Origin of the sequence: Nocardia sp. NPDC047648, from assembly GCF_040642815.1 — a bacterium.
GTDB lineage: Bacteria > Actinomycetota > Actinomycetes > Mycobacteriales > Mycobacteriaceae > Nocardia > Nocardia gamkensis.
Window position 1 is genome coordinate 115592 of sequence record NZ_JBEYSX010000016.1, and the last position, 24193, is coordinate 139784.

A 24193-nucleotide genomic window follows, 5' to 3' on the forward strand; every position below is an offset into this window, starting at 1 on the left:
GCTCACTGCGTTGTGGGGCCAGGGCGCCCGAGGAGTCTACTGCGGCGGCGGCGCCGAGTCCTCGTCCTCGGTAGCTTCGAGCTTAGCGAGTGCTTCGCGCAAGGCGGCAGCCTCGTCCTTGCCGACCTGCTCCACGAAGTGCACCAGCGCGGCGGCGCGGCTGCCCGCCGCGTCGGCCTGCTGTAGGGCGTCGACCATCAGACTGGCCACGAGTTCGTCCCGGGTGTGCACGGGCGCGTACCGGTGCGCGCGGTCGTCGCGCCGCTGCACCACGAGGTTCTTCTTCGCGAGGCGTTGCAGCACGGTCATCACCGTGGTGTACGCGAGCTCACGGCGTGCGGCGAGCGCCTCGTGCACCTGCCGGACCGTTTGTGGTTCGTCGGCCGACCACAACTGGTCCATGACCGCTTTCTCGAGTTCACCAAGACCTGCCATCCCACAATTTTAGGTACTCAACGACGCCGATGCGTACTACAGGGTGTCGTAACCGTGAAATAGCTGGTGTGTCATTTCTCATAGGGCGCCGATTCGGCCCCCGTGTCGGCCGGTCCGCCGACCTTTCCGCGCACGTGCCGCGCCCCGATCGGCACGATCATCGGGCGGCCCGACACCGGGTCCTCCAGCACCGTCGCGTCCAGATCGAACACGGCGCGCAGCAGTTCGACCGATATCACCTCGCCCGGTGCTCCCGCGGCGACGACGCGCCCGTCGCGCATGACGACCAACTGGTCGCTGTAGCGGATCGCGAGATTGAGATCGTGCAGCACCATGACGACGGTGCGCCCGAGATCGGCGTGCAACCGGTCCACCAGGTCGAGCACCTCGATGGAGTGCGCCAGATCCAGATACGTGGTCGGCTCGTCGAGCAGCAGGATGTCGGTGCCCTGGGCCAGCGCCATCGAGATCCAGGCGCGCTGGCGCTGCCCGCCGGACAACTCGTCGAGCGCGCGGTCGGCGAGGTCGGCGATGCCGGTTTGTTCGAGCGCGGTCGTCACCTCGGTTTCGTCCGTCCCCGACCACTGCCGGAACCAGGACTGGTGCGGGTGGCGTCCGCGGGCGACCAGATCGGCGACGGTGAGTCCCTCCGGCGCGACCGGCGCCTGGGGCAGCATGCCGACGACCCGAGCCACGTCCTTGGTCCTCATCGTCGAAATGGCCTTGCCGTCCAAGACGACTCGGCCCTCTCGGGGGCGCAGCAGACGGCCCAGCGAACGCAGCAGGGTGGACTTTCCGCAACCGTTGGGTCCGATGACGGTCGTGACCACACCGGGGGTGATGGTCAGGCTCAGCCTGTCGACGATCACCCGGTCGCCGTACCCGAGAGTGACCTGCTCGGCGCCGAGCCGGTGCCCCGGAGCGCTCGCCCGCCCCGTGGCGTCGGGGGTGGTGATGTCCGCGATCGTCATGACAGCGTCGCCTTCCGGTTCATACGCACGAGCAGGTACAGCAGGAACGGTCCGCCGAATGCCGCGGTCACGACGCCGACGGGCAGCTCGACCGGAAACAGCGTGCGCGCTGCGGCATCCGCGCCGACCACCAGGATGGCGCCGACGACGGCGGAGCCGACGAGCGGCTCGCCCGGGGTGCGCAGCAGGCGCCGTGCGATCTGCGGCGCGGCGAGGGCGACGAAGCCGACCGGGCCGACGGCGGCGGTTGCCACCGAGGCGGCCACCACGGCAGCACCGATCAGGACGGCCTGCTGGGTCTGGATGCGCACTCCCAGTGCACGTGTGGTGTCGGAGCCGAGGCGCAACGCGGCGAGGGTGCGGGCGGAGGAGAGCGCGACGACGCCAGCGACGCCAGCGGCGATCGCGGCGGGCGCCAGGTGCGCGGAGTCGGCCGCGTTGAGCGATCCGTTCAGCCACAGCTGCGCGCGCTGGGCGTCCCCCAGGCTGGCGCGAGTGAGCAGCCAGCTGATCCCCGCCGTCAGCAGGGCGTTCACCCCGATGCCGATCAGCACCAGCCGCAGCCCGGTGGCGCCGTACCCGCCGGTGGCGGTGCGGCCCCAGGCCAGCAGGTAGATGGCGACGGCGGTGAGCAGACCGCCGGCGAGCGCGGCCAGCGGCGCACCGACCGAAGCGGCCAGTCCGGTGCTCGCGCCGCCGGTGCCGACCAGCACGGCGACAGCGCCCAGGCTCGCGCCCGAGGTGATGCCGAGCATGTCCGGCGCGGCCAGCGGATTGTGCAGGATGGACTGCGTGATCGCGCCCGCGAGCCCGAGCGCGAGCCCCACCACGAGCGCGGTGAGCGCGCGCGGCAGCCGCGATTCCAGCACGATGAACCGCTGTGCTCTGGTGCCGCCGCCGGTGAGCACGTCCAGCACGCGCCCGAGCGGCAGATGGGATTCGCCCACCGCGATGTCCAGGCAGAAGAGCCCGAGCGCCAGCGCGATCAGGACCGCGATGACCAGCACCATCCGCGGTCGCAGCACCGCCGACACCGGGCCGACGCGCAGGGCGGGACGCGCGCTCGTGGTTCGCGGCGAGACCGTCACGGATTCACCAACTTTCGCCGACGCACGAACGCGAGGAAGAACGGCACGCCGACCACGGCCAGCATCACCCCGACCTCCAGCTCGCCCGGCCGGGCCACCAGACGGCCCGCCACGTCGGCGCTCAGCAGCAGCAACGCGCCGAACAGCCCGGAATACGGGATCAGCCAGCGATTGTCCGGCCCGGTGACCGCGCGTGCCAGATGCGGGACGACCAGGCCGAGGAAGGCGATCGGACCGACCGCCGCCGTCGCCGCGCCGGTCAGCAGCACGACCGAGGCGAGCCCGAGCGCACGGCTGCGGCCGACATGCATGCCGAGTCCGCGCGCGACGTCGTCGCCCAGGCCCAGGACGTTCAGTCCCGGCGCGGCCAGCACCGCCAGCAGCATGCCCGCCGCCAGGAATGGCAGCACCTGCCAGAACACCGCGGCGTCGCGGCCCGCGACCGTGCCGATCACCCAGAACCGGTAGGTGTCCAGCGCGGAGGCGTCGAACAGTACGACGGCGTTCGTCATCGCCTGCAGGAACGCGGTGACCGCGGCGCCCCCGAGCACCAGGCTCAGCGGGCTCGCCTTGCCGCCGCCCACCGACGAGGTCGCGAACACCACAACGCCGGCGATCAGCGCTCCGGCGAACGCGAACCAGATGTATTGCTCCGGTGCGCTGAAGGCGAACAGATACGTGCTCAGTGCGGCGAGAAACGCCGCGCCCGCGTTCAATCCGAGCAATCCGGCGTCGGCGAGCGGATTGCGGGTGTAGCCCTGGATGAGCGCGCCCGCGATTCCCAGGGCCGAGCCACAGACCAGCGCCAGCGCGGTGCGGGGCAGACGCAGTCCGCGCACGATCTGCTCCTCGGTGGAACCGGCTGCGCAGGCGAAGGGCCCGCCGGGGCAGGTGAGTGCGTGGTGCACGGCGTCGTACACGATCCCCGGCGCGAGCGAGCGGGCGCCGACCGCGACGCCGGCGAGCACGGCGAGCAGTAGCAGAACGGTCGAGACGAGAAGTCCGGAAAGACGTCGCCGCCTCACGGTGGCAAGGGAGATCACGGCGACGAGCTGCTCCTGAAATCAGCGATACGGTTGCTAGGTCTGGTAAGCCTAACCTATCTTTCGCTACAGACGGGCATGGCCGAGTGTCCGCCGCGCCGCGCGACGGAGCCGATCCCCGAGGAGGTTCGATGACCGAGCTCATCACCACGCCACATCGCTCGACCACGGCGTTCGGACGCGCCGGTGCCCGGCTTCGCGCGCTGCAACCGGAGCATCCGCGGGTCTATGCCGTGGCCGCGATCGCGGAACAGGGGAAACGGCGCTGGTGGCAGCTGGCGGACGGCGTGCGCGAAGGGCGCGTCGAACTCATGTACCGGCGCCACGCGGCGGAGATGATCAGCGCCGACATCGCGGCGGAAGTGGTGGCCACGGCCCTGATCCACGCGATCGCCGGGCGAGTGGTCGCATTGCTCGTCGCGGAGGGCCGGGCGTGGGATCCCGGGCTGGAGAACCTCTGGATCCATACCGACAACGATGGCGGAATCGACTGGGCGGGCCTGTCGGACACCACGATTCGCGTGATCGACGGTGACCCGCTGGCGGGTGGCCCCGGTGTGGTCACGCTGCCGTGCGCGGAAGCGATGTACGTCTGGCTCGCGCATCGCTGCGCCTCCGCGCTGACCGTCGTCCAGCAGAGCATGACCCGCTGCTCCGGCTTGAGCGCCCGGCGGTTCTGGTCTCTCGTCGGTGAATCGGTAGCGGGCGCTTCCACTTACGTCCCCGATCTCGCGCGGACCGATTCCGTCACCGGTGCCCGGCGTGGGCAGGGACTGCTGGCGGCGATGGCCGAGCGCGGGCTCCCTGTGCGGCGGACCGGGTCTTGCTTAGTTAGGTAAGGCTGACCTATACTCGAACGCGGCGTATGGATCGCGTGCGAGTCCCGAGGGCTGCGGTGACCCCCGATCCCTTGCCGCGGCGGGCTCCACTTCCGGTGGGGCCCGCCGCTCTGTCTGCCTGTGAACTACGTCGCCCGCTCTGGCGTGCCGCCCCGTCCCAGATCTAGTCTGACGCCGACACGAACGTAGAACCCGCTGCACAGCAAAGGTATTCGTCATCCGGTCATCCTCGATGGGTCACCGCCGCACCGTGGATCGGCCCGGTGCCGTGTCGCGATCATCGGTGCGCAGCGTCGCGCGCCGGCTCCGAGCCGTCGATGATGCCCGCTTGCCCTCTCGCCGGGTTCACGGTGGCTCTCCGGAAGTTCGAGGGGTTGTCAGCTTGCCCACCAACACACCATCCCGTCCCATCGCAGCGGTGCTGGCCGCCGTCGCGGTACTCGTGATCCCCGCCTGCGGCTCCGGCGAGCAGCAGTCGAGCGAATCCGCCCCGCACGCCGCGCCACACTGGGATTACGACGCCGAGGGCCCCGACCACTGGGCCGACCTGGACCGGGATTTCGTCACGTGCAAGAGCGGCCATCAGCAGTCGCCCGTCGACCTGCCCGGTCACGCCCGGCTCGAGCCGCACGAGCACACCACCGTCGACTACCACTCGACACCCGCGGTGACGCTGCGCAACACCGGGCACACCGTGCAGGCGAATCTCCCCGCGGGCAACGGAAATCGCATCGTGGTCGACGGCGTGCCGTTCGAGCTCACGCAGTTCCATTTCCACCTGCCGAGCGAGCACACCGTGGACGGTGTGGGCACCACGATGGAAGCGCACTTCGTGCACAAGAGCGCGGCGGGCGGGGTGGCCGTACTCGGTGTGCTGCTGAGCGCGGCGCCGGGACCGTCGGCCTTCGCGCCGATCCTCTCGGTCGCGCCGCGGGCAGTGGACGCCGACACCGTCGTGCCGGGCCCGATCGACCTGCGCTCCATGCTGCCTGCCGCCACCGACCAGTACCGCTATCAGGGTTCGCTCACCACGCCGCCGTGCAGCGAGGGCGTCCCGTGGACGGTGCTCGGCAGTCCGGTCACGGTGACCCCGGACGACGTCGACCGGTACCGGACGTTGTTCGCGCACAGCAACCGGCCGACCCAGCCGCTGAACGGCCGGACGGTCACGCTGGCGGGCGGGTGAGGGCGCACCGGAAGTCGGCCTCGGATGTGGGGCGCGCGGGCCGGCGCCTGTGCGGACCCGACGTGAGCCCGCGAGGGCGGGGAGCGGACGCTGTGCGACAGTGAATGCATGACACAGCAGGAAACCCCGCAGGTCGGCTCGCTGGCGGATGTCACGCCCGAGCAGATGAACGCCTACAGCGAAGGCACCTTCGCCGACCTGATCGGCCTGCGCTACACCGAGCTGAGCCCCGACCGCGTGCGCGGCGAGTGGGTCGTCAAGCCGCATCTCTACCAGCCCGCGGGCATTCAGAACGGCGGCGTGTACTGCACCGTCATCGAGACGCTCGCCAGCATCGCGGGCGGCGTCTGGTTCGGCGACCAGGGCACGGTGGTCGGTGTGAACAACAACACCGATTTCCTGCGCGCGGTGCGCGAGGGCACGCTGTTCGGCGAAGCGACGCCGTTGCATCGCGGCAGGCTCCAGCAGCTGTGGCAGGTCGTCATCACCGATGAGCAGGGGCGCGCCGTGGCCCGCGGTCAGGTGCGATTGCAGAATCTGCCGCACCGTTCCTGAGCGCTCCTCCGGCGAGGGCGGAACGGGCGTGCCAGAATGTCCGTCACCCGCCCCGCGAACCGGTGAGGAGCCCGGATGCGACTGTCACCGCACGAACAGGAGCGCCTGCTGCTCAGCTACGCCGCGGAACTGGCCAGGCGCAGGCAGGCGCGCGGGCTCAAGCTGAACCATCCCGAGGCGGTGGCCCTGATCACCGACCACGTGCTGGAAGGCGCGCGCGACGGCCGCACCGTCGCCGAACTGATGTCCTCGGGGCGGACGGTGCTCACCCGCGACGACGTGATGGAAGGTGTGCCGGAGATGATCCCCGACGTCCAGGTCGAGGCGACCTTCCCGGACGGCACGAAGCTCGTCACCGTGCACCACCCGATCGGCTAGGCGGCCGGTATGCGATACCCGAGCGGCCTCGGGCCGGACCGAGGCCCGGCGTGATCCCCGGCGAGTATTTCTGCGCCGAGGGCGTCATCGAACTGAACGGCGGTGCGCGGCGCCTCGAACTGGACGTGATCAATACCGGTGACCGGCCGGTGCAGGTCGGCAGCCATGTGCACTTCCCGCAGGCGAACGCGGCGCTGGAGTTCGACCGGCCGGCCGCGCACGGCCATCGTCTCGATATCCCGGCCGGGACCGCGGTGCGCTTCGAACCCGGTCTCGGTCAACGCGTATGGCTCGTGCCGCTGGGCGGCGCCCGCGAAGTCCACGGCATCAGCCCGACCCCGCCGGGCCGTCTGGATGACTAGCGCAGGTGCCCGGCGCGGGGCGGGGCCGAGTGCGCGGGCTCAGGAGGTAGGACGCGATGAGTGAGCTGAGCCGGGCGCGGTACGCCGAACTGTTCGGGCCGACGACGGGCGACCGGATCAGATTGGCCGACACCGATCTGCTGATCGAGATCACCGAGGACCGCAGCGGGGGACCGGGGCGCGCGGGTGACGAGGCCGTGTTCGGCGGCGGCAAGGTACTGCGCGAATCCATGGGCCAGTCCCGCGCCACCCGCGCCGAGGGCGCTCCCGACACGGTGATCACGGGCGTGGTGATCATCGATCACTGGGGAATCATCAAGGCCGACGTCGGTATTCGCGACGGACGGATCAGCGCGCTCGGCAAGGCGGGCAACCCCGACACCATGACCGGCGTCCACCCGGACCTGGTCGTCGGCCCGTCCACCGAGATCATCGCGGGCAACGGCCGCATCCTCACCGCGGGCGCGATCGACTGTCACGTGCACTTCATCTGCCCGCAGCTGATGGAGGAGGCGCTCGGCGGCGGGATCACCACCCTCATCGGCGGGGGCACCGGCCCGGCGGAGGGCAGCAAGGCGACCACCGTGACGCCCGGCGCGTGGCATCTCGCGCGCATGCTCGAGGCCACCGACGCCTGGCCGCTGAACATCGTTCTGCTCGGCAAGGGCAACACCGTGAGCGCCGAGGCCATGTGGGAGCAATTGCGCGGCGGGGCATCGGGATTCAAGCTGCACGAGGACTGGGGCTCCACGCCCGCCGCGATCGATGCCTGCCTCACCGTGGCCGACGCGGCGGGGGTGCAGGTGGCGCTGCACTCGGACACCCTGAACGAGGCGGGTTTCGTCGAGGACACCCTGGCGGCGATCGCCGGGCGCGGCATCCACGCCTACCACACCGAGGGCGCGGGCGGCGGGCACGCGCCCGACATCATCACCGTCGCCGCCCACCCCAACGTGCTGCCCAGCTCGACCAACCCGACGCGGCCGCACACCGTCAACACCCTCGACGAGCACTTGGACATGCTCATGGTCTGCCACCACCTGAGCGCGTCGATCCCGGAGGATCTGGCCTTCGCCGAGAGCCGCATCCGCCCCTCCACCATCGCGGCGGAGGATCTGCTGCACGATCTCGGCGCCATCTCGATGATCGGCAGCGACTCGCAGGCCATGGGCCGCATCGGCGAGGTCGTGCTGCGCACCTGGCAGACCGCGCACGTCATGAAACGCCGCCGCGGCGCCCTGCCGGGTGACGGCGCGGCCGACAACGCCCGGGTGCGACGCTACGTCGCGAAATACACCATCTGCCCGGCCGTCGCGCACGGCCTGGACCACGAGATCGGCTCGGTCGAAGTCGGCAAGCTCGCCGACCTGGTGCTCTGGGAGCCCGCGTTCTTCGGCGTCCGTCCACACGCCGTGCTCAAGGGCGGCGCGATCGCCTGGGCCGCGATGGGCGACGCCAACGCCTCCATCCCGACCCCGCAGCCGGTGTTGCCGCGCCCCATGTTCGGCGCCGCCCCGGCGACCGCCGCCGCCACCTCGCTGCATTTCGTCTCCGAGCAGGCGATCGAGGACGGCCTCGCCGACCGGTTGCGGGTTCAGCGCGAACTGGTGCCGGTCCGCAACGTGCGCGGCGTGACCAAGACGGACCTGCCGCACAACGACGCCATGCCGCGCATCGAGGTCGAGCCAGACACCTTCACCGTCCGCATCGACGGCGAGGTCTGGCGCGAAGAACCCGCCACCGAGTTGCCCATGGCGCAGCGGTATTTCCTGTTCTGATCGTCCTCGACGGACGATCACCCCGCACATAGCCGTGCCGAGGGTGTAAGGGTCTCGGTGGTGTGCCACTTGTGCGGCAGCCAGCGGGGGAGGAGCGTATAGTCCGGTAGCCTGCTGGGCCTCGAGGAAGGGAGGGAAGCATGTTTCGACCAGGTGAGCGGGGGGTGGCGCGCCGAGTTCTGCTGGGCGTTGTGGGCGGGGGGACGTTCCTGGCGGCGATGTTCGCGACCTCCGCGGCCGCACCGTTGCCGTCCGGTAGCGGGTCGGCCGGAGCGCCGGACGGCCCGACGGTCACGTTGAACGACTATTGCCAGGATCCCGGGGCGGTCGGCCACCTCGCCGACGGGCGGACCGTCTACTGCACACAGGTGCAGGGCACCGACGCGTTCGTATGGTCCTACAGCCGAGAGCCGATCCCGCGCGACCCCAACACGCGCGGCTACACCTGCGACAGCGATGCCTGCCATTGGCCCGACGGCACCGCCGTCCCGAATTACCAGCGCTGCGGGATGCTCTGCGGCGAGCCTCCCACCAGCGGCGACAGGCAGAGCGGCCTCTACGACTGCGTCGAAGCGGGAACCGAGTTCGAGGAGTGCGAACGCCGGATCAGATGAGTCGGTCGGAAGATCACGGGAGCCGGTGCTCCTCGACCGAGGTGCTCAGGCCGGTGCCGTTGAGGTCCAGATACAGCAGGCGCTCGGTGACCGACAGGGTGACGGTATTGCGCCGTTCGACGGCGGCGACGGCGGCATCGATGAAGTCGCGGTCGAAGCTGTAGAGCGGTATGGCTTCGGCGCGATGGATGCGTTTGCCGGAAAGTTGTGCCAGCACCTTGACCGGATCGCGATGGGTGTAGACGGCGACGCGTTCGGCCAGTTTGCTGCCCCGGTGCAGCCGCTCCGCGTCCGGTGCGCCGACTTCGATCCACGCGGTGACGCGCCCGGTGAGGTCGCGGACCAGCACCGCGGGCTCGTCGGTCGAGGACACCCCGCCGTCGCTGAAGGCGATGCCCTCCTCGTACTCGAGGCAGTAGGCCAGCAGGCGCGTCAGCATGAACTCCGCGGATTCCGACGGGTGACGCGCCACCCGCAACTCCAACTCCTGATAGACGCCGCGATCGACGTCGGCCAAGTGGACGGCGAAGTTGTGCAGTGTCGCGCTGAGTGCCATAGGTGCAGCAGCTTAACCCGAGGTGCGCTGGGTGCCGCGCCTTGCCCGTTGCCGGACCGCCAGGCAGGGCGGAAGACGTCTCGTAACCCGAAGTCGGCGGCTCGGCGAATGTCGTCGGCGGCTTCTACGATTCGACGGTGACAGTTACTCGTGACGACTTGGCCGGTTACGTCGAGCGCGACTTGGACGCCGATCTGGCGCGATGGTTCGCCGATCGGCCGCAGGTCACCGTGCCGGAGGAGACCCGGCCCGTGGCACCCTTCCTCGAACGGTTGGCGCCCTCGAACGCGGCGGCGCTCGCGGCTTTCGATCGACGGGTGCGATCCGGGCGGATGCCGCAGTTCCTGGACATCCATTCTTGGTCCTACGGATTCGACTTCGCCGGAAACGATTGCGGGATCCGGGATTCCGACTACGAGACCGAGCTCACCGACGACGACGTGTACTCGATCGGCGCGGACGGCGGCGGCAACCTGTACGTGGTGCTCACCAACGGGCAGATCGCGATCTGGTTCCACGAGGAGGAAGTCGTCGAAGGAGAGACCCGTTTCGACGACCTCGATGTGTTCCTCTGGTCGGTCGTGCGGTACCACGCGGTGCGCGCGGGGGTACTGGAACGGGCCGCGGTCGAGGCGGATTTCCTGTCCCTGGGCCAGGACGGCGCGCTCGAGCCGAACCTCGGCTTGCTGCGCTTCATGAAGTAGCCGTCGACCTGTTGCTCAGTCTTCGCCCGCTCGTCGCTGAAACGGCCTGCGGGCCCGGAATATGTCGCGAACCCAGGGTGCTCGGCGGTGGTGCGGGCGACTGCGGTCGGCCCAGAGCGGATTGGATTCGTCCCGGCGGTAGGCCGCGAGCTGACCCGCGATGGCGAAGTGCAGGCGGGAGGCTTTGCCGACCACCTCACCGTCGGTGGCCAGCGCCTCCGGAGTGGGCAGCTGCACGAAGAGTTCGGGCAACTGGCGCTCGCCGTAGACCTTGCTGTGGCCGATCGCCGCCAGCAGCAGCGCCAGCACGGCGCGGGTGCGCGACCACCGCAGATCGGCACGCAGCCAGCGCACGTCGAGCAGCCCCGCGTCGAGCCGGCCGCGGAAAGCGGGCACGGCGCCGTGCGGGTGATAGGGACCGTTGCCGACGAACAGGAACCACACCCGCTGCCAGCGCCCGTCCAGGCAGATCTCGATCGGCTCGGCCCGGCGCAGGGTGACCACGAGCGCGGCGGCGAAGGCAGGCCACTTACCCCAGCGCGGCTGCCACTTCTCGCGCAGTTGCACCAGGTCCGGATAGGCGCCGAGGCTGGCCGTGTTGATCAGATGCCTGGTGCGCGAACCGGTTTCGTCCTCCCATTCGACGCTCGCGATGTCGACCGCGACCGCCTCGCCGACGCCGGTGGCGTCGATCACCTCGCGCAGGTCGTAGACGCCGAGGTCGCGGGCGAAGTGGTTGAGCGTGCCGGTGGGGATGACGACCAAGGGCAACTCGTGGCGCAACGCGACCGCGGCCACGGCGGCCACGGTGCCGTCACCACCGGCGACGCCGACCGCCAGCACCGGCTCACCGTGCTCGGCGATGGCCTGTTCGAGTTGTTCGGCACAGTCCAGATCGGGTCGGGTGCGCAGCACGGTCGCGGCGGGCAGCGCTGCCGCGACGTCGTCGGTGGGATCGTAGTTCGGATCGCCCGAGATCGGATTCACCATGACCACAAGGCCTTTGCCCTCCACCAGGGTGGGTACCTCGCGGACCGGGCGGGCTTGCGCCTCGTCGGATTCACGCACCGGCCACCAGCGCCGGGTGGCCAGTGCGACACCGGAACCGACGGCCGCGCCGACGAGCACATCCGAGCTCCAGTGCACGCCGGTGTGCACCCGCGAGTACGCGACGGTGGCGGCCAGCGGGGCGACGACCAGCGCGGTCCGCGGACTTTCCAGGGCCACGGCGGTGGCGAACGCCGCGGCGCAGGCGCTGTGTCCCGAAGGGAACGAGGAGGACGTCGGGGCGGGAGTGAGTCGCCGGTGCACCGGCAGGAGTTCGGCGGCAGGCCTGCGCCGTGCGATGAGCGACTTGAGGCCGACGTTGACGACGAGACTGGCTCCGGCGAGGGAGACGACACCGCGCAGCGCGGCTCGCCGAGGTGCGCCCTGGCGGGTGGCGAGCAGCGTCGCGATGAACAGCCACAGCCCGCTGAAATCGGCGCTGTTGGTGATCCGCAGCAGCCCTCGGTCGACGGTCGAAGCAGGCAGTTCGGCGACCGCGCCGCCGATCGCTCGATCGATTCGTCCGATACCTTGGAACTTCCGGCGCACCCAGCTACTCACCCGGTCGACACTACCGATCACCGCGCAGACCTCGCCGAACACGGTGCCGCGCAGCATTCGTGGGCAAGTGGCCTCCGGGACCGGGCAGAGATGGTGATCATGCCGAACACATGCCCGGAAAATCGCGGATGTAACGGTGTGCGTGCGATGCCGACTTCCAGTTGTCGGGAATTCGAAAGGGAGGCGAATGAAGACGATCATCGGTGCGATGGTGACGGCGATCGCGGTGAGCGTGGCTGTCGCGGGTTGTCAGGGCGAATCGGGTGCGCCGGCGACCGGAACGAGCGAACCCGGCCGGTCCACCGTCGAGGCCACTCGGGCGACACCCGCGCGCGGCGGTGCAACCTCTACCGAGGCCGCGCCCGCGAAACTTCCTGCTACCAGCGGAAATGGGCGATGCGTCGATCCCGGGTCGAGCGTGGTCGCCCGCGCGATGACCTCGCTCGGGCCCGCGCCGGGCGGCACGCCGTACGTCGTCGACAGTTCCACCGACGCGTCCGCGGGAGCTTGCCCCGAACTGCTGTGGGTGCTGGCAGCGACACCCGGCGGAACGGCGAGTTCCCCGTGGCACGTGCTGTTCTTCGACCACGACGGCTATCTCGGCACCGCGACGGCCAAAGCGACGTCCTACACGACGGTGGTCGGTTCGGGCGACCGCGATGTGCGGGTGCAGTACCGGTGGCTGGAGGGCCGCGACGCGAACTGCTGCCCCTCCGGCGGTCCGGTCGTGATCACCTTCACTCTCGCCGGCGACGACCGCACGGTGACACCCAGTCCGGCGATCCCGGATCAGGTCGGGTGATCCGGCGGACAGCGGCGGATGGCGAGTTGTCGTCATCGGCAGCGTGATCGGGTGCACCGAGAAAGGTGTGCCGGGCCGACGCCGCCGAGCGACTCCGCCACCGAGCGAAAACGGTCATGGCGGTGAGGCGTTGACGTATGCCGGGTACCGCGTGGCCCTATCGTCCGTCCGGCCTATCGCATGGCGGTGGGAATGAGGTGGCGGCGGGCGAAGAGGCGGGCGTCTTCGTCGGTCTCGAGGGAGAAGTAGCTGTCCGGGATGAGCAGGAGGGTGAGGGACAGGCGCGCGGCGATCTCGGCGGATGCGTCGGGATCGATGTCGCCGAGGTCGTCGGCTCGGCGGAGCTGTTCGGCGAAGAACGCGCGCGCGGCGGCGAGAAGTGTTGCGCCGTAGGTGATGACGAAGGGCTGGCCGCCTTCGTCGGCGAGCAGGATGCGGTTGGTGAGTGGGTCGGTGCGCAGCGTGCGCAGGGCGATGGCGAAACCTTCGGCGGCGCGGTCGCGCACGTCGGTGTGGTCGGCGACGGCAGTGGTGATCCCGGACAGCACGCGCCTCAGCCACACGGTCAGCGCCGTGGTGACGAGCAGATCCTTGCTGGGAAAGGCCCGGTAGACGGTGGCGCGATGCAGGCCGGCGCGGCGGGCGATGTGCTCCATGCGGACGCGATCGATGCCGTGGTCGCGGAATTCCGCCAGGGCCGCGTCGATGATCCGGATCGCCTGCGGGTCGCCTTCGATGCCAGCGGCGAGCTGGTCGGCATCGAAGGCGGCGGTCGTCTGCCGGGCACTGCGCATGGCCCTAATACTGCCCGAGGGCGCGGGCGTGCCGCATGCCCGCGCGCGCCCTCGGGTGGTAGCGCAACGGTTCGGGGACGAGCCGCCAAGCGTTGCGGATCAAGCCTGCGGCGGCGCGGAAATGCGCCTGGTCGGTTCTGCTGTAGCGCAGGCCGAGCTTTTCCCGGGCGGGCTCGGGTAGCAGCGCGGCGGTGAGCACCCGGTATTCGGACATGATCACCGGCCGGAGTACCCGTTCGACGGGTTGCGGCAGATACGGCAGTCGCATGTCGCTGGTGAATCGCAGCCGCTCGGTCAGCCAGCGTGCCGATTCGGTGGCTTCCAGGACGTCGCGGCAGACGTCGTCGAAGTACTTCTGGAAAGCGGCGTAGTCGGCGGGCATCGGCCGGTCGCTCACGCCGTATCGCCGAAACCAGGTCTTGCTCTCCTGGTACAGCTGCTCGCGTTCGGCCGTGGTCAGGCCGTCGCCGAACACGTCGGCGATGTCGATGGTCGCTTGCACCATCGTGGCGTGTGTCCAGTAGTAGGTCTCGGGATCGAGTGCGTGATAGCGCTTTCCGTGCGCGTCGGTGCCCCGGATGGCGCGGTGATAGTCGCGGACCCGGGTTCCGGTGCCGCGTTCGACCGGGTCGTAGACGGTGCCGATGATCTCCGGAATCGAGCGCAGGACTCGATCCCACGGGTCGCCGAAGAAGTCGGAGTGCCCGGTGACGCCCGCGCCGACCGCGGGGTGCATCAGCTCCAGCATGCCGTACGGGGCGGCGACCAGAAACAGCCGCAGGTCACCCAAGTAACGCCACAGCAGTGTGCCGGGTCCGAGCCGCGGGTCTTCTCCCGTGCGCTCGTCGTGGGCGGTCTCCAGGTGCGCGGTCATCATCGACCCCTCTCGTGTGTGCGACGAAATTACTATAAATGTCGCATATGTCGCATTCAAGCGTCCGTCGGCGAAGACCACGGGCAATATGCAACCAATGGTTGCGTAAGAGGTGAAGGCGGGTTAGCGTGATGTGCAACCAAATGTTGCGCATGGCGAAAGGGTGGCAAGTATGGAGTACGGCAGCATCGAACGGGAGATCTACGTCGACGCCTCGCCCGAGGTGGTCTTCGAGGTGGTCAGCCGCCCGGAGCACATCTCGGAATGGTGGACCGACGACGCCGAGTTCGACGTGACGTCCGGCGCGGTCGGCGAGTTCGTCTGGGGTGACCGGGCGCAGGTCGCCCCGATGACCGTGGTGAACGTGGAGCCGCCCCGGGTGTTCTCGTTCCGCTGGTGCTATCCCGACGGCGCGGTCGACGACTCCGCCGGGTCGCTACTGGTGACCTTCGAACTCGTTCCGTCGGGCGCGGGTACCACGATCCGGCTCACCGAGACCGGATTCCGGGAGGTGGGCTGGGAGGCCGCGAAGGCGGCGGAGCAGTATCGCGAGCACATCGGGGGCTGGGATACCTACATTCCCCGGCTGGGGGAGTACATCGCCCGGCTGGTGTCGGCCGCGTGACCGCCGCCGTAGACGACGACCTGTGGTCCGCGGTCGGAGATCCGACTCGTCGGCGGATGCTCGACCTGCTGCTCGCGGAGGGCGGCGGCACCGCCACCAGTCTCAGTGAGCGACTGCCCGTCACGCGGCAAGCGGTCGCGAAGCATCTCGGCGTGCTCGACCGCGTCGGTTTGGTGCACGCCACGCCCGCCGGGCGGGAGCGGCGGTACCGGGTGGACGAGGCGCAGCTCGCCCGCGCGGTCGCGCAGTTGTCCTCGGTGGGGGCGGCGTGGGACGCCAGGCTGCGTCGTATCAAGCGGATCGCCGAGGCGATTCAGCGCGGGCAGGACCAGCGGTGAATTCATGGAAATCAACGGCAATCGACATCGGAAAGAAGTGACGAAATGGTGGACATTCTGCACAGGGTCGGAATCAAATCCACGGTGGCCGACGTCTACGCGGCCTTGACCACCACCGAAGGACTGGCGGGCTGGTGGACGACCGACACCAGAGGCAAAGGCAGTGACGTCGGTGGTGTGCTCGAATTCCGTTTCGGCGCCGGCGGATTCGACATGCGGGTCGCCGAGCTCGATCCGGGCAAGCGCGTGCGGTGGGAAGTGATCGATGGACCCGAGGACTGGGTCGGCACGCAGTTGCACTGGGAACTCGCTCAGGCCGACGACTACGCCATCGTCCTGTTCAAACATCAGGGCTGGAAGGAACCGGTGGAATCCATGCACCACTGCAGCACCAAGTGGGCGGTCTTTCTGCTGAGTCTGAAGTCGCTGATCGAAACCGGGAAAGGCGCGCCGGAGCCCTACGACGTCAAGATCGACAACTGGAACTGACGTTCCGCGAGAGGACCCGTGGCCGCTGAGGGTGCGGCCACGGGTCCTCTCGCGCAAACCTCGCTCAGGCGCCCACGTAGGCCGCGAGATGTTCGCCGGTCAGGGTGGAGCGGGCGGCGACGAGGTCGGCGGGCGTGCCCTCGAAGACGACCCGGCCGCCGTCGTGTCCGGCACCGGGGCCGAGGTCGACGATCCAGTCGGCATGCGCCATGACCGCCTGGTGATGTTCGATGACGATGACCGACTTGCCGGAGTCGACGAGCCGGTCGAGCAGGCTCAGCAGCTGCTCGACATCGGCGAGGTGCAGGCCGGTGGTCGGCTCGTCGAGGATGTAGACGCCGCCCTTGTCGGCCATGTGGGTGGCCAGCTTCAGCCGCTGCCGCTCGCCGCCGGACAGCGTGGTGAGCGGCTGGCCGAGGCTGAGGTAGCCGAGCCCGACGTCGGCGAGCCTGGCGAGGATGGCGTGCGCGGCCGGCGTGCGCGCCGCACCGTCGCCGAAGAACTCCTGGGCCTCGAGCACCGACATCGCGAGCACCTCGCTGATGTCCCGGCCGCCGAGGTGATATTCCAGCACCGATGCCTGGTACCGCTTTCCCTCGCACTCCTCGCAGGGAATGGCGACACCGGCCATCATCGCCAGGTCGGTGTAGACGACGCCCGCGCCGTTGCAGGTGGGGCAGGCTCCCTCGGAGTTCGCGCTGAACAGCGCCGGCTTCACGCCGTTGGCCTTCGCGAACGCCTTGCGGATCGGGTCGAGCAGTCCGGTGTAGGTCGCCGGGTTGCTGCGCCGCGAGCCACGGATGGGCGCCTGGTCCACCGACACCACGCCCTCGCCCGCGGGAATGGACCCGTGCAGCAGCGAGCTCTTGCCGGACCCGGCCACACCGGTGACGGCGACCAGCACGCCCAGCGGAATGTCGACGTCGACGTCACGCAGGTTGTTCGCCTTCGCGCCGCGGATCTCCAGCGCGCCCGTGGGTTTGCGCACCGTCTCCTTGAGGGACGCCCGGTCGTCGAAATGGCGGCCGGTGACCGTTCCGCTTGCCCGCAGCCCTTCGATGCTGCCCTCGAAGCAGACGGTGCCGCCCGCCGCACCGGCGCCGGGACCGAGGTCGACGACGTGATCGGCGATCGCGATCGCCTCCGGCTTGTGCTCCACGACGAGCACCGTGTTGCCCTTGTCGCGCAGCCGCAGCAGTAGATCGTTCATCCGCTGGATGTCGTGGGGGTGCAGGCCGATGGTCGGCTCGTCGAAGACGTAGGTGACGTCGGTGAGCGAGGAGCCGAGGTGGCGAATCATCTTGGTGCGCTGAGCCTCACCGCCCGACAGCGTGCCCGATGGCCGGTCGAGCGAGAGGTAGCCCAGCCCGATCTCCACGAACGAGTCGAGGGTGTGCCGCAGCGCGGCCAGCAGCGGCGCCACCGACGGCTCGTCCAGGCCGCCGACCCATTCGGCCAGGTCGCTGATCTGCATCGCGCAAGCGTCGGCGATGCTGATCCGCTTGATCTTCGATGATCGAGCCGCCTCGCTCAGCCGGGTGCCGTCGCACTCGGGGCAGGTGGTGAAGGTGACCGCCCGATCCACGAAGGCGCGGATGTGCGGCTGCATCGCCTCCCGGTCCTTGGCCAGGAACGTTTTCTGGATCTTGGGGATCAGCCCCTCGTAGGTGAGGTTGACGCCCTCGACCTTCACCTTGGTCGGCTCTTTGTACAGGAAGTCCCGCATCTCCTTCTTGGTGTACTCGCGGATCGGCTTGTTCGGGTCGACGAAGCCCGACTCCGCGTAGACCCGCACCGTCCAGAAGCTGTCCGACTTCCAGCCGGGAATGGTGAACGCGCCCTCGGTGAGCGACTTGGAATCGTCGTAGAGCTGCGTGAGGTCGATATCGGACACCGAGCCCCTGCCTTCGCACCGTGGGCACATGCCGCCGGTGATGCTGAAGCTGCGGCGCTCCTTCACGGTCTTCCCGGCGCGTTCGGTCGTCACAGCGCCCGCTCCGCTGATCGAGGCGACGTTGAAGGAGTATGCCTGCGGCGAGCCGATGTGCGGCTTCCCGAGCCGGCTGAACAGGATGCGCAGCATGGCGTTGGCATCGGTGGCGGTGCCGACCGTGGAGCGCGGATCCGAACCCATGCGTTGCTGGTCGACGATGATCGCGGTGGTAAGCCCGTCGAGCACGTCGACGTCGGGCCGGGCCAGCGTCGGCATGAAGCCCTGGACGAAGGCGCTGTAGGTCTCGTTGATCAGCCGCTGCGACTCCGCGGCGATGGTGCTGAACACCAGGGAGCTCTTGCCCGACCCGGAGACGCCGGTGAACACCGTCAGCCGCCGCTTCGGGATCTCGATGCTGACATCCTTCAAGTTGTTCTCGCGCGCGCCGTGCACGCGGATCAGATCGTGGCTGTCGGCAGCGTGCGGCGCGGGCGACCGCGTGTCCGTCGTCGTGGCCGTGCTCATCGTGTCTCCCTTTGTCGGGCGGGGCCGCCTGCGCGGCCCGGGTCGGCGGCGCCTGGCTCGATTCAACCAGGTGGACCGATCCGTCTGAGTGTCTGTCGATGCGCCCGGTCCGAGACGTCGGACCAGCGGCGGGTCGCGGCCGTCTCCGGGGCGGACCGGTCGTGAGGGGGCTGTCGCGGGTGGCGGCTGCGAAGCCGGGCGCACCGCCCACCGAGTCGCAGGTACGCGGACGTCTTCGTCACGGAGGACGTGCTGCTCGGTGCGACGGTGGCCATCGCGCGGGGCGCGGCCGCGCGCCGGGCGGCTCAGCGCAGTTGCTGGATGCGGATCAAATTGCCCGCGGGATCGCGGACGGCGCAGTCGCGGACCCCGTACGGCTGCTCGGTCGGCTCCTGGACGATCTCCGCGTCCCCGGCCGCCAGCCGCTCGAAAGCGCCGTCGAGATCTTTGGTAGCCAGAAGGATGCCGCCATAGGTGCCCTTGGCCATCATCTCGGTGATGGTGCGGCGCTCGTCATCGGTGATGCCCGGGTCGGCGCCCGGGGGGTGCAGAACGATGGACGTGCCAGGCTGGTCGACGGGGCCGACCGTGAGCCAGCGCATCCCTTCGTAGCCGACGTCGTTGCGCACCTCGAAGCCCAGAAGGTCACGGTAGAAGGCGAGGGCCGCGTCCGGATCGTCGTGCGGCAGGAAGCTCGCGTGAATGGTGATGTCCATGGCAGTCAGGCTAATTGCGGCTCGGTAACCGGCGCTTCTCGATTCCTGATCGGTCTGGTCACCTGTTTCGCCACACACGACGGAATCCCCGCCGTCGTGCGCGCGGCGTCGCGCCGGTAGACGCTGGGCGGCACGCCGACCAGCTCGGTGAAACGCGTGCTGAAGGTGCCCAGCGACGAACAGCCGACCGCGAAACAGACCTCGGTGACACTGAGGTCGCCCCGGCGCAACAGCGACATCGCGCGTTCGATGCGCCGCGTCATCAGATAGGCGTACGGCGACTCGCCGTAGGCGAGCCGGAACTGGCGGCTGAGGTGCCCGGCCGAGATGTGCGCGTCGCGCGCGAGCGCCTCCACGTCCAGCGGCTGCGCGTACTCCCGGTCGATACGATCGCGGACGCGGCGCAGCCGCGCGAGATCGTGCAGGTGCTGCGTCGCGGCTGGTCTGCTGGTCACTCACCAGATCGTGCCACATCACGGTGACAAGCGACCGCGTGGAGCCGCTGAGCCGGCCGGCTACCCCCGCCGCTACCAGAAGGTCGCCGAGAGCTCGTACTCGGCGAGCGCGGCCCGCACCAGCTCGGTGAGCCGCTCGGCGTCCAGGAGCGTCGGCGGGTGGAAACCCATGACGCGCAGCGTGATCGTTTCCCCGGATTCGACCAGCGCGACGTACAGATTGCCGCCGCGTTCGGTCACCACGGTCGGCGAGTTCAGGCTCTGATTGACCAGGCCGATCATCATCGCCGAGGCCGGACGGCCGTCGATGCGGAGGATCTCGGAGTCGAGCTTGCCGAGACTGGAACACACCGTCGAGATGGCGTCGGTGGCGGCTTGCCGCGCCAGCACCGCGTAGCGGCCGCGCGGCAGCGCCACCGCGACCGGGACCAGCGGCGGGACATCCGGTCCGCCGGCCGTGGCCGCGCTGAGCTGTTCCTTCATCACCGCGCGCAGCGGGGCGAGGTCGGCCGGTTCGCCGTCGCGCGTATCCACCTCGAAGGCGATGGAGGTCAGCGCGTTCGCGCGAAGATCGTCGGCGGTGCGGGTGCTGACCGGCATCATCATGCGAACCCGGCCCTCGTCGTCGGTGCGGCCGATCGTGGTGGCGATGGACGCCATCATCGCCACCGCCAAGGTGGTGCCGGTGCCGCCCCGGCTGCGTGCCGCCGCATGCCAGAGCTGCGCCGGGACCGTCGCGGTGATCGTCGGCAGGCGGAAGTCCCGCGCGTCCTCGTCGGTAGGCCGGGTCTCGGCGCCCCGCCCGGTCACGGCCAACCGCAACGCCAGAACGGCAGCCGACGGCAACGACCGGGCACGCCGCGCGGCATCGCGAAGATCACCGGCCAGCAGACGCATCCGACCGAATTCGTCGCTGCGGTACGCCAGTTCGAGCCGCTTGTCCGCGACCGCGTCCGTGACCGCCGCGCAGAACGCCTGGCCGTCCGCGAGGGTGTGCGAAACCAGCAACGACACCGCGCTTCCCCCGTTGTCGAGATGGGTCGCCGCCAGCCGCCACGCGGGTCCGCCGAAGGTGCGCAACTCGGCATGCCCCTGCTCGGCGATCCAGGCTTCCAGATCGCCCGGCGGGATGGGCGCTTGCGCGACCTCGAGCGGGCTGAACTCGGTGCGGGTGGTCCACCGGTCCCCGGCGGCCGGGATCATCGCGGGCGCGACCGCTCTGCCCAGCCTGCCGTGCCGCAGTGCCTCGTGGAAACGCTCCAGCGCCCCCATGTCGACCGGACGGTCGTAACGCCAGACCGCCTGTATCGCCAGGGTTCCCCCAAGCGCGGAGTGCCCCCGCGCACTCACGCAATCGATATCGGTCAGGCGGTAGGTCACGCGAATCTCCCCTCGAGTTCTGCACACCGGAGCAGGTCCGCACCGGCGTCGTCGCCGCCACAACTCGGCGCTACGACGATGAGGATCGTTCGAGTGTCCGGTTTCGAGCTGTTCGGCCAAACTAGAGCATTAGGCCTGGCAACGTCGTGGTCAACCCTACTGGCGGGTTCGATGGGTGCGCCCGCGGCGGGGCGCCGGAAGCGGGCGAAAAGCTACTCGTCGGTTCGCTGTCCTGCGCGAACGGCGAACCTGCCCGCCAGCTGCGCGGACACCGCCGCCCGGGCATTCGTCGCGCCGAACCGGCCCGATGCCGAGTACTCGAGCTGGACGGGCGACCACTTCAGCAACGCGCTGGTGGACGAGTGGCATCCGCCGGTGTGGCCGGATCGCGCCGGCGGATCAGCGGCAAGTAGACCTCGTCCACGATGTCGACCAGAACGTGTCGGGGCTCCGCGCACGACGGATTCGATGCGGAGCAAGACCCGGCCCGGTGAGTTGGCACGTGTCGCGCGGCGTCGAGACGCATCGGTGCTGGGCGGTCCGGATTGCGTCGAACATCGGAAGCGCTCGCCGCGCGGTGCGTGCAACATTCGGGTCCCCGGCCACGTTGAGGCTCGCCACTACGGGGTGGACGTGGCGGAGTGACGCCGGGTCAGTCGTGATGCGCGCGGAGGTGGCGGAAGGCCAGACGGACGAGGTCGGCGATGTCGGGGTCGGCGATGGCGTAGACGTGACGCCTGCCGTCTTTGTGGGCGCGAACCAGCCCCGCGAGTTTGAGTTTGGCCAGATGCTGGCTCACGGCGGGTACGGAGTGGCCGATGGCGGCGGCGAGGCTGCCGACATCGCGCTCGCCTTGCGCGAGCAGCCAGAGTATCTGCAGGCGCGCGGTGGCCGCGAGCATGCCGAAAACCGCTGCGGCGTCTTGTAATCGGTCTTCCGGGATGGGGCCCGGCGGCTCGCTGTGCTCGGTCACGTCCGCCTCCATAGCTGTCGGTAGGGTGACACGGCCGTGTCCGGCTGTGCAACCGCACGGTCGCCACCGACCGGCCGGTGCGCCGCAGGACCGAAAACCGCTGTCCTGGCCGTCTTCCTGGCCGTTGGATTTCCACCGGGTGGCGCGTTGTCGAATACTTGCGCAACTGATTGACGTACCCCGATCGGCGGGTTTCTAATGATGGATGGCGCAATTCGTGCGCCGGTCGACCAACGAAGCGAGGTGAGCGGCAGATGCCGGTTGACAGTATCGACGTCTACAGCCGGGTCGCCCTCGAGAAACGGGTTGCGCCGCCGCGTCGTTGATCTGTACGCGATCGGCGGGCGGGCAACGGCGCCCCGATCGTCCGACGCGGCATCGCGTTCCACCTTCGTCAGCTCTTCGACGCGTAACGGCGGCGCGTGCGCGTCCGGCCGATGCGCTGGTCCTTCGTCCACGGCGCGACCGGGTTCGTCGTGCCTCGACGCTGCCCGCCCCGTGCGCGCGTCCTCTGTCCCGGAGGGGCGTGCCAGCCCCGCACGATGGTAAGTATTGGAGTCCCCGCTATGGCCACATTGCTCGAGAAAGCCGAAACATCGCGTCGAGCACGGAAACCGGAGCGTCCGCGGCATGCGGCCTCGCTCCTGCGCTCCTTCCCCGGGCGGCGGTAGCCGATGACGACCTTTCTCAGCGCCGTGACCGCCGACCACTTCGACACCGAAGTGCTCCAGCAGCACTGGATTCCACTCGCCGCCGACGACGCCGACACCGCTGCCGTGCTCCGGGAACGGCTGGGAATCGACTTCACCGTCACCCGCAGGCAGGTCTGGGAGTCCGACAATTTCCTCTATTTCCCGGTGGTCGCCTGCTACCAGCGCGGCGAGACGATCGAACACGCGACGATCGTCTTCGCCTTGGGCGGTGAATTCCTCGTGACGCTCCAGCCGTCCGAGCATTTCGTCCCTTTCGACAAGGCGGTCGCGAAAATGCGCCGCAACCCGGAACTCGCCGGCTCCGCGCACGGGGTGATGTACGCGCTGCTGTGGGCGCTGAACGAGGCGTCGGAGCGGGTGCTCCACCACGCCGGTGACGCGCTGGAGGCGATGCACGAGGAGATCGAGCAGGCACTCGAACGCCATGATCGAGGCACCGACATCGCTGACCTGCGCGAAGCCATGTCACGGCTGGACGCCACCGCGCGCATCGTCGCAAGCACCCGAGGGACCCAGCTGCAACTGGCCCGCACCGCGCGCCACCTGATGGCCGACGCCGGGTCCGGCCACGGGAAGCTGAACGATTCCATCGGCCTCCTGCTCGCCGACATCGACGGGGTGAAAGAGCACGCGGGCGTCGAATCCGATAAGGCCCGCTACCTCCAGCGGGCCATGACGACCTGGCTGGGCGTGCGTCAGAACGAGGTCGTCAGGGCGTGCACCGTCGTCACCGCGGCTTTCCTGCCGCCCACGCTGATCGCGGGCTGCTACGCCGTGGATCTCACCGGCATCTCCGAAATCTCTTGGCAGCTGGGTCTTTTGGTTACCGCAGTACTGGCGCTGATGGCCGCGGTGATCCCCTTGGCGTACCTGAGGAAGAAGGGCCTACTGCGCTGAATCCCCGTCGGCGTGGCGACCGCTTCGTTTCCGGCGATCATTACCTCGCGCGTAATCGACGCGAGGCGCGCGGCACGGCAAGGTTGGGGTCAGCCGATCGGAGAACCTCGGATCGGTGACTGTAAACCATTACCGCACAGGAGGATTCATCATGTCGCGCTACGAAGAAGCGGTCGATCGGTACTTCGCCGCGTGGAATGCCACCGACGAGGAAGCCAGGGTCGCGGCGGTCGCGTCCGCTTGGGCCGAGGACGGCGGATACACCGATCCGCTCGCGGAGGTGAGCGGGCACGCCCAGCTCGTGGCGGCCATCGGAGGAGCGCAGGCGCAGTTCCCCGGCTTCGAGTTCCGCCGTGTGGGCGAAGTCGACGGCCACCACGACATCGCCCGCTTCTCCTGGGAGCTGGTCTCGACGGCCGATGGCAGCGCCCCGGTCGCGGGCTCGGACGTGATCACCCTCGGCGCCGACGGCCGGATCACGAATGTGCACGGCTTCCTCGACCGGGTGCCCTCGGCGTAGCCCCGCGGGCCGCGTCGCATTCCGCGACACGCCCGGCAGGCC

General features: G+C 69.4%; 27 protein-coding genes. 14 read left to right on the forward strand and 13 right to left on the reverse strand.

The genetic code is table 11. From position 1 onward, the window contains the following. Nucleotides 1-36 precede the first annotated feature (36 nt). From ABZ803_RS28625 to ABZ803_RS28640, 4 genes are all read right to left on the reverse strand, one after another. The gene (locus ABZ803_RS28625; RefSeq protein WP_040866505.1) at nucleotides 37-435 is read right to left on the reverse strand and encodes a BlaI/MecI/CopY family transcriptional regulator; all 399 of its coding nucleotides are present in this window, start codon (nucleotides 433-435) and stop codon (nucleotides 37-39) included. Nucleotides 436-506: 71 nt separating this feature from the next. Continuing rightward, complete coding sequence (locus ABZ803_RS28630; protein WP_357043953.1) at nucleotides 507-1406, reverse strand: ABC transporter ATP-binding protein; 900 nt, start codon at nucleotides 1404-1406, stop codon at nucleotides 507-509. Continuing rightward, entirely contained in the window at nucleotides 1403-2494 is a 1092-nt protein-coding gene (locus ABZ803_RS28635; protein ID WP_357043955.1) for an iron chelate uptake ABC transporter family permease subunit, read from the reverse strand. Before ABZ803_RS28635 ends, ABZ803_RS28630 begins: the two co-directional genes overlap by 4 nt. After that, on the reverse strand, nucleotides 2491-3537 hold the full coding sequence (locus ABZ803_RS28640) for an iron ABC transporter permease (RefSeq protein WP_357043956.1): 1047 nt from the start codon (nucleotides 3535-3537) through the stop codon (nucleotides 2491-2493). Before ABZ803_RS28640 ends, ABZ803_RS28635 begins: the two co-directional genes overlap by 4 nt. Before the next feature lie 131 nt (nucleotides 3538-3668). Here ABZ803_RS28640 and ABZ803_RS28645 point away from each other — a divergent pair, with 131 nt between their 5' ends. From ABZ803_RS28645 to ABZ803_RS28675, 7 genes are all read left to right on the forward strand, one after another. Then, the gene (locus tag ABZ803_RS28645; protein ID WP_357043958.1) at nucleotides 3669-4376 is read left to right on the forward strand and encodes a hypothetical protein; all 708 of its coding nucleotides are present in this window, start codon (nucleotides 3669-3671) and stop codon (nucleotides 4374-4376) included. Between the two features lie 382 nt (nucleotides 4377-4758). Beyond that, nucleotides 4759-5562 carry a carbonic anhydrase family protein gene (locus ABZ803_RS28650; RefSeq protein ID WP_357043960.1) on the forward strand — a complete coding sequence of 268 codons (804 nt, stop codon included), beginning with the start codon at nucleotides 4759-4761 and terminating at the stop codon, nucleotides 5560-5562. 165 nt (nucleotides 5563-5727) lie between these two features. Next, nucleotides 5728-6117, forward strand: coding sequence for a PaaI family thioesterase (locus tag ABZ803_RS28655; protein ID WP_357044118.1), 390 nt, complete (start codon nucleotides 5728-5730; stop codon nucleotides 6115-6117). A 75-nt stretch (nucleotides 6118-6192) separates the two neighbouring features. Next, complete coding sequence (locus ABZ803_RS28660; protein WP_062967452.1) at nucleotides 6193-6495, forward strand: urease subunit gamma; 303 nt, start codon at nucleotides 6193-6195, stop codon at nucleotides 6493-6495. 50 nt (nucleotides 6496-6545) lie between these two features. Further along, nucleotides 6546-6857 carry an urease subunit beta gene (locus ABZ803_RS28665; protein ID WP_357043962.1) on the forward strand — a complete coding sequence of 104 codons (312 nt, stop codon included), beginning with the start codon at nucleotides 6546-6548 and terminating at the stop codon, nucleotides 6855-6857. Between the two features lie 56 nt (nucleotides 6858-6913). After that, nucleotides 6914-8635, forward strand: coding sequence for an urease subunit alpha (locus tag ABZ803_RS28670; protein ID WP_357043964.1), 1722 nt, complete (start codon nucleotides 6914-6916; stop codon nucleotides 8633-8635). A 140-nt stretch (nucleotides 8636-8775) separates the two neighbouring features. After that, nucleotides 8776-9249, forward strand: coding sequence for a hypothetical protein (locus tag ABZ803_RS28675; protein WP_357043966.1), 474 nt, complete (start codon nucleotides 8776-8778; stop codon nucleotides 9247-9249). A gap of 13 nt (nucleotides 9250-9262) precedes the next feature. Here the strand turns inward: ABZ803_RS28675 and ABZ803_RS28680 are convergent, their stop codons facing one another. Next, a complete protein-coding gene (locus tag ABZ803_RS28680) occupies nucleotides 9263-9805 on the reverse strand; it encodes a YaeQ family protein (protein WP_357043968.1) in 543 nt (180 codons plus the stop codon). A gap of 137 nt (nucleotides 9806-9942) precedes the next feature. Between ABZ803_RS28680 and ABZ803_RS28685 the strand changes: the two genes are divergently transcribed. Further along, entirely contained in the window at nucleotides 9943-10509 is a 567-nt protein-coding gene (locus ABZ803_RS28685; RefSeq protein WP_357043970.1) for a hypothetical protein, read from the forward strand. A 15-nt stretch (nucleotides 10510-10524) separates the two neighbouring features. Here the strand turns inward: ABZ803_RS28685 and ABZ803_RS28690 are convergent, their stop codons facing one another. After that, on the reverse strand, nucleotides 10525-12117 hold the full coding sequence (locus tag ABZ803_RS28690; RefSeq protein ID WP_357043972.1) for a phosphatase PAP2 family protein: 1593 nt from the start codon (nucleotides 12115-12117) through the stop codon (nucleotides 10525-10527). A 187-nt stretch (nucleotides 12118-12304) separates the two neighbouring features. On the opposite strand from ABZ803_RS28690, the gene ABZ803_RS28695 reads away from it, so the two are divergent. Then, a complete protein-coding gene (locus ABZ803_RS28695; protein WP_357043974.1) occupies nucleotides 12305-12919 on the forward strand; it encodes an LppP/LprE family lipoprotein in 615 nt (204 codons plus the stop codon). Nucleotides 12920-13092: 173 nt separating this feature from the next. On the opposite strand, the gene ABZ803_RS28700 is transcribed toward ABZ803_RS28695, so the two are convergent. Then, nucleotides 13093-13713, reverse strand: a complete 621-nt coding sequence (locus tag ABZ803_RS28700) for a helix-turn-helix domain-containing protein (RefSeq protein ID WP_357043976.1) — start codon at nucleotides 13711-13713, stop codon at nucleotides 13093-13095. Nucleotides 13714-13717: 4 nt separating this feature from the next. Then, complete coding sequence (locus tag ABZ803_RS28705) at nucleotides 13718-14587, reverse strand: oxygenase MpaB family protein (protein WP_357043978.1); 870 nt, start codon at nucleotides 14585-14587, stop codon at nucleotides 13718-13720. Nucleotides 14588-14759: 172 nt separating this feature from the next. On the opposite strand from ABZ803_RS28705, the gene ABZ803_RS28710 reads away from it, so the two are divergent. The 3 genes from ABZ803_RS28710 to ABZ803_RS28720 are packed head-to-tail and all read left to right on the forward strand — an operon-like array spanning nucleotide 14760 to nucleotide 16039. Next, nucleotides 14760-15212, forward strand: a complete 453-nt coding sequence (locus ABZ803_RS28710; protein WP_357043980.1) for an SRPBCC family protein — start codon at nucleotides 14760-14762, stop codon at nucleotides 15210-15212. Further along, nucleotides 15209-15550: a metalloregulator ArsR/SmtB family transcription factor gene (locus tag ABZ803_RS28715; protein ID WP_357043982.1), complete on the forward strand. Its 342-nt coding sequence runs from the start codon at nucleotides 15209-15211 to the stop codon at nucleotides 15548-15550. Before ABZ803_RS28710 ends, ABZ803_RS28715 begins: the two co-directional genes overlap by 4 nt. 45 nt (nucleotides 15551-15595) lie before the next feature. Then, a complete protein-coding gene (locus ABZ803_RS28720; RefSeq protein WP_357043984.1) occupies nucleotides 15596-16039 on the forward strand; it encodes an SRPBCC domain-containing protein in 444 nt (147 codons plus the stop codon). A 64-nt stretch (nucleotides 16040-16103) separates the two neighbouring features. Here ABZ803_RS28720 and ABZ803_RS28725 read toward each other — a convergent pair whose 3' ends face one another. The 5 genes from ABZ803_RS28725 to ABZ803_RS28745 all read right to left on the reverse strand — a co-directional run bounded on the left by ABZ803_RS28725 (nucleotide 16104) and on the right by ABZ803_RS28745 (nucleotide 22021). Beyond that, nucleotides 16104-18497 (reverse strand): excinuclease ABC subunit UvrA, encoded by a 2394-nt coding sequence (locus ABZ803_RS28725; RefSeq protein ID WP_357043986.1) that lies wholly within the window; start codon nucleotides 18495-18497, stop codon nucleotides 16104-16106. A gap of 305 nt (nucleotides 18498-18802) precedes the next feature. Next, the gene (locus ABZ803_RS28730; RefSeq protein WP_357043988.1) at nucleotides 18803-19213 is read right to left on the reverse strand and encodes a VOC family protein; all 411 of its coding nucleotides are present in this window, start codon (nucleotides 19211-19213) and stop codon (nucleotides 18803-18805) included. 5 nt (nucleotides 19214-19218) lie between these two features. After that, nucleotides 19219-19668, reverse strand: a complete 450-nt coding sequence (locus tag ABZ803_RS28735) for a helix-turn-helix transcriptional regulator (protein WP_040866561.1) — start codon at nucleotides 19666-19668, stop codon at nucleotides 19219-19221. A gap of 72 nt (nucleotides 19669-19740) precedes the next feature. Next, on the reverse strand, nucleotides 19741-21048 hold the full coding sequence (locus ABZ803_RS28740) for a hypothetical protein (RefSeq protein ID WP_357043990.1): 1308 nt from the start codon (nucleotides 21046-21048) through the stop codon (nucleotides 19741-19743). Between the two features lie 652 nt (nucleotides 21049-21700). Further along, complete coding sequence (locus tag ABZ803_RS28745; protein ID WP_357043992.1) at nucleotides 21701-22021, reverse strand: metalloregulator ArsR/SmtB family transcription factor; 321 nt, start codon at nucleotides 22019-22021, stop codon at nucleotides 21701-21703. 674 nt (nucleotides 22022-22695) lie between these two features. Between ABZ803_RS28745 and ABZ803_RS28750 the strand changes: the two genes are divergently transcribed. Next, entirely contained in the window at nucleotides 22696-23631 is a 936-nt protein-coding gene (locus ABZ803_RS28750) for a CorA family divalent cation transporter (RefSeq protein WP_357043994.1), read from the forward strand. A gap of 151 nt (nucleotides 23632-23782) precedes the next feature. Next, on the forward strand, nucleotides 23783-24151 hold the full coding sequence (locus ABZ803_RS28755; RefSeq protein WP_357043996.1) for a nuclear transport factor 2 family protein: 369 nt from the start codon (nucleotides 23783-23785) through the stop codon (nucleotides 24149-24151). Nucleotides 24152-24193 lie beyond the last annotated feature (42 nt).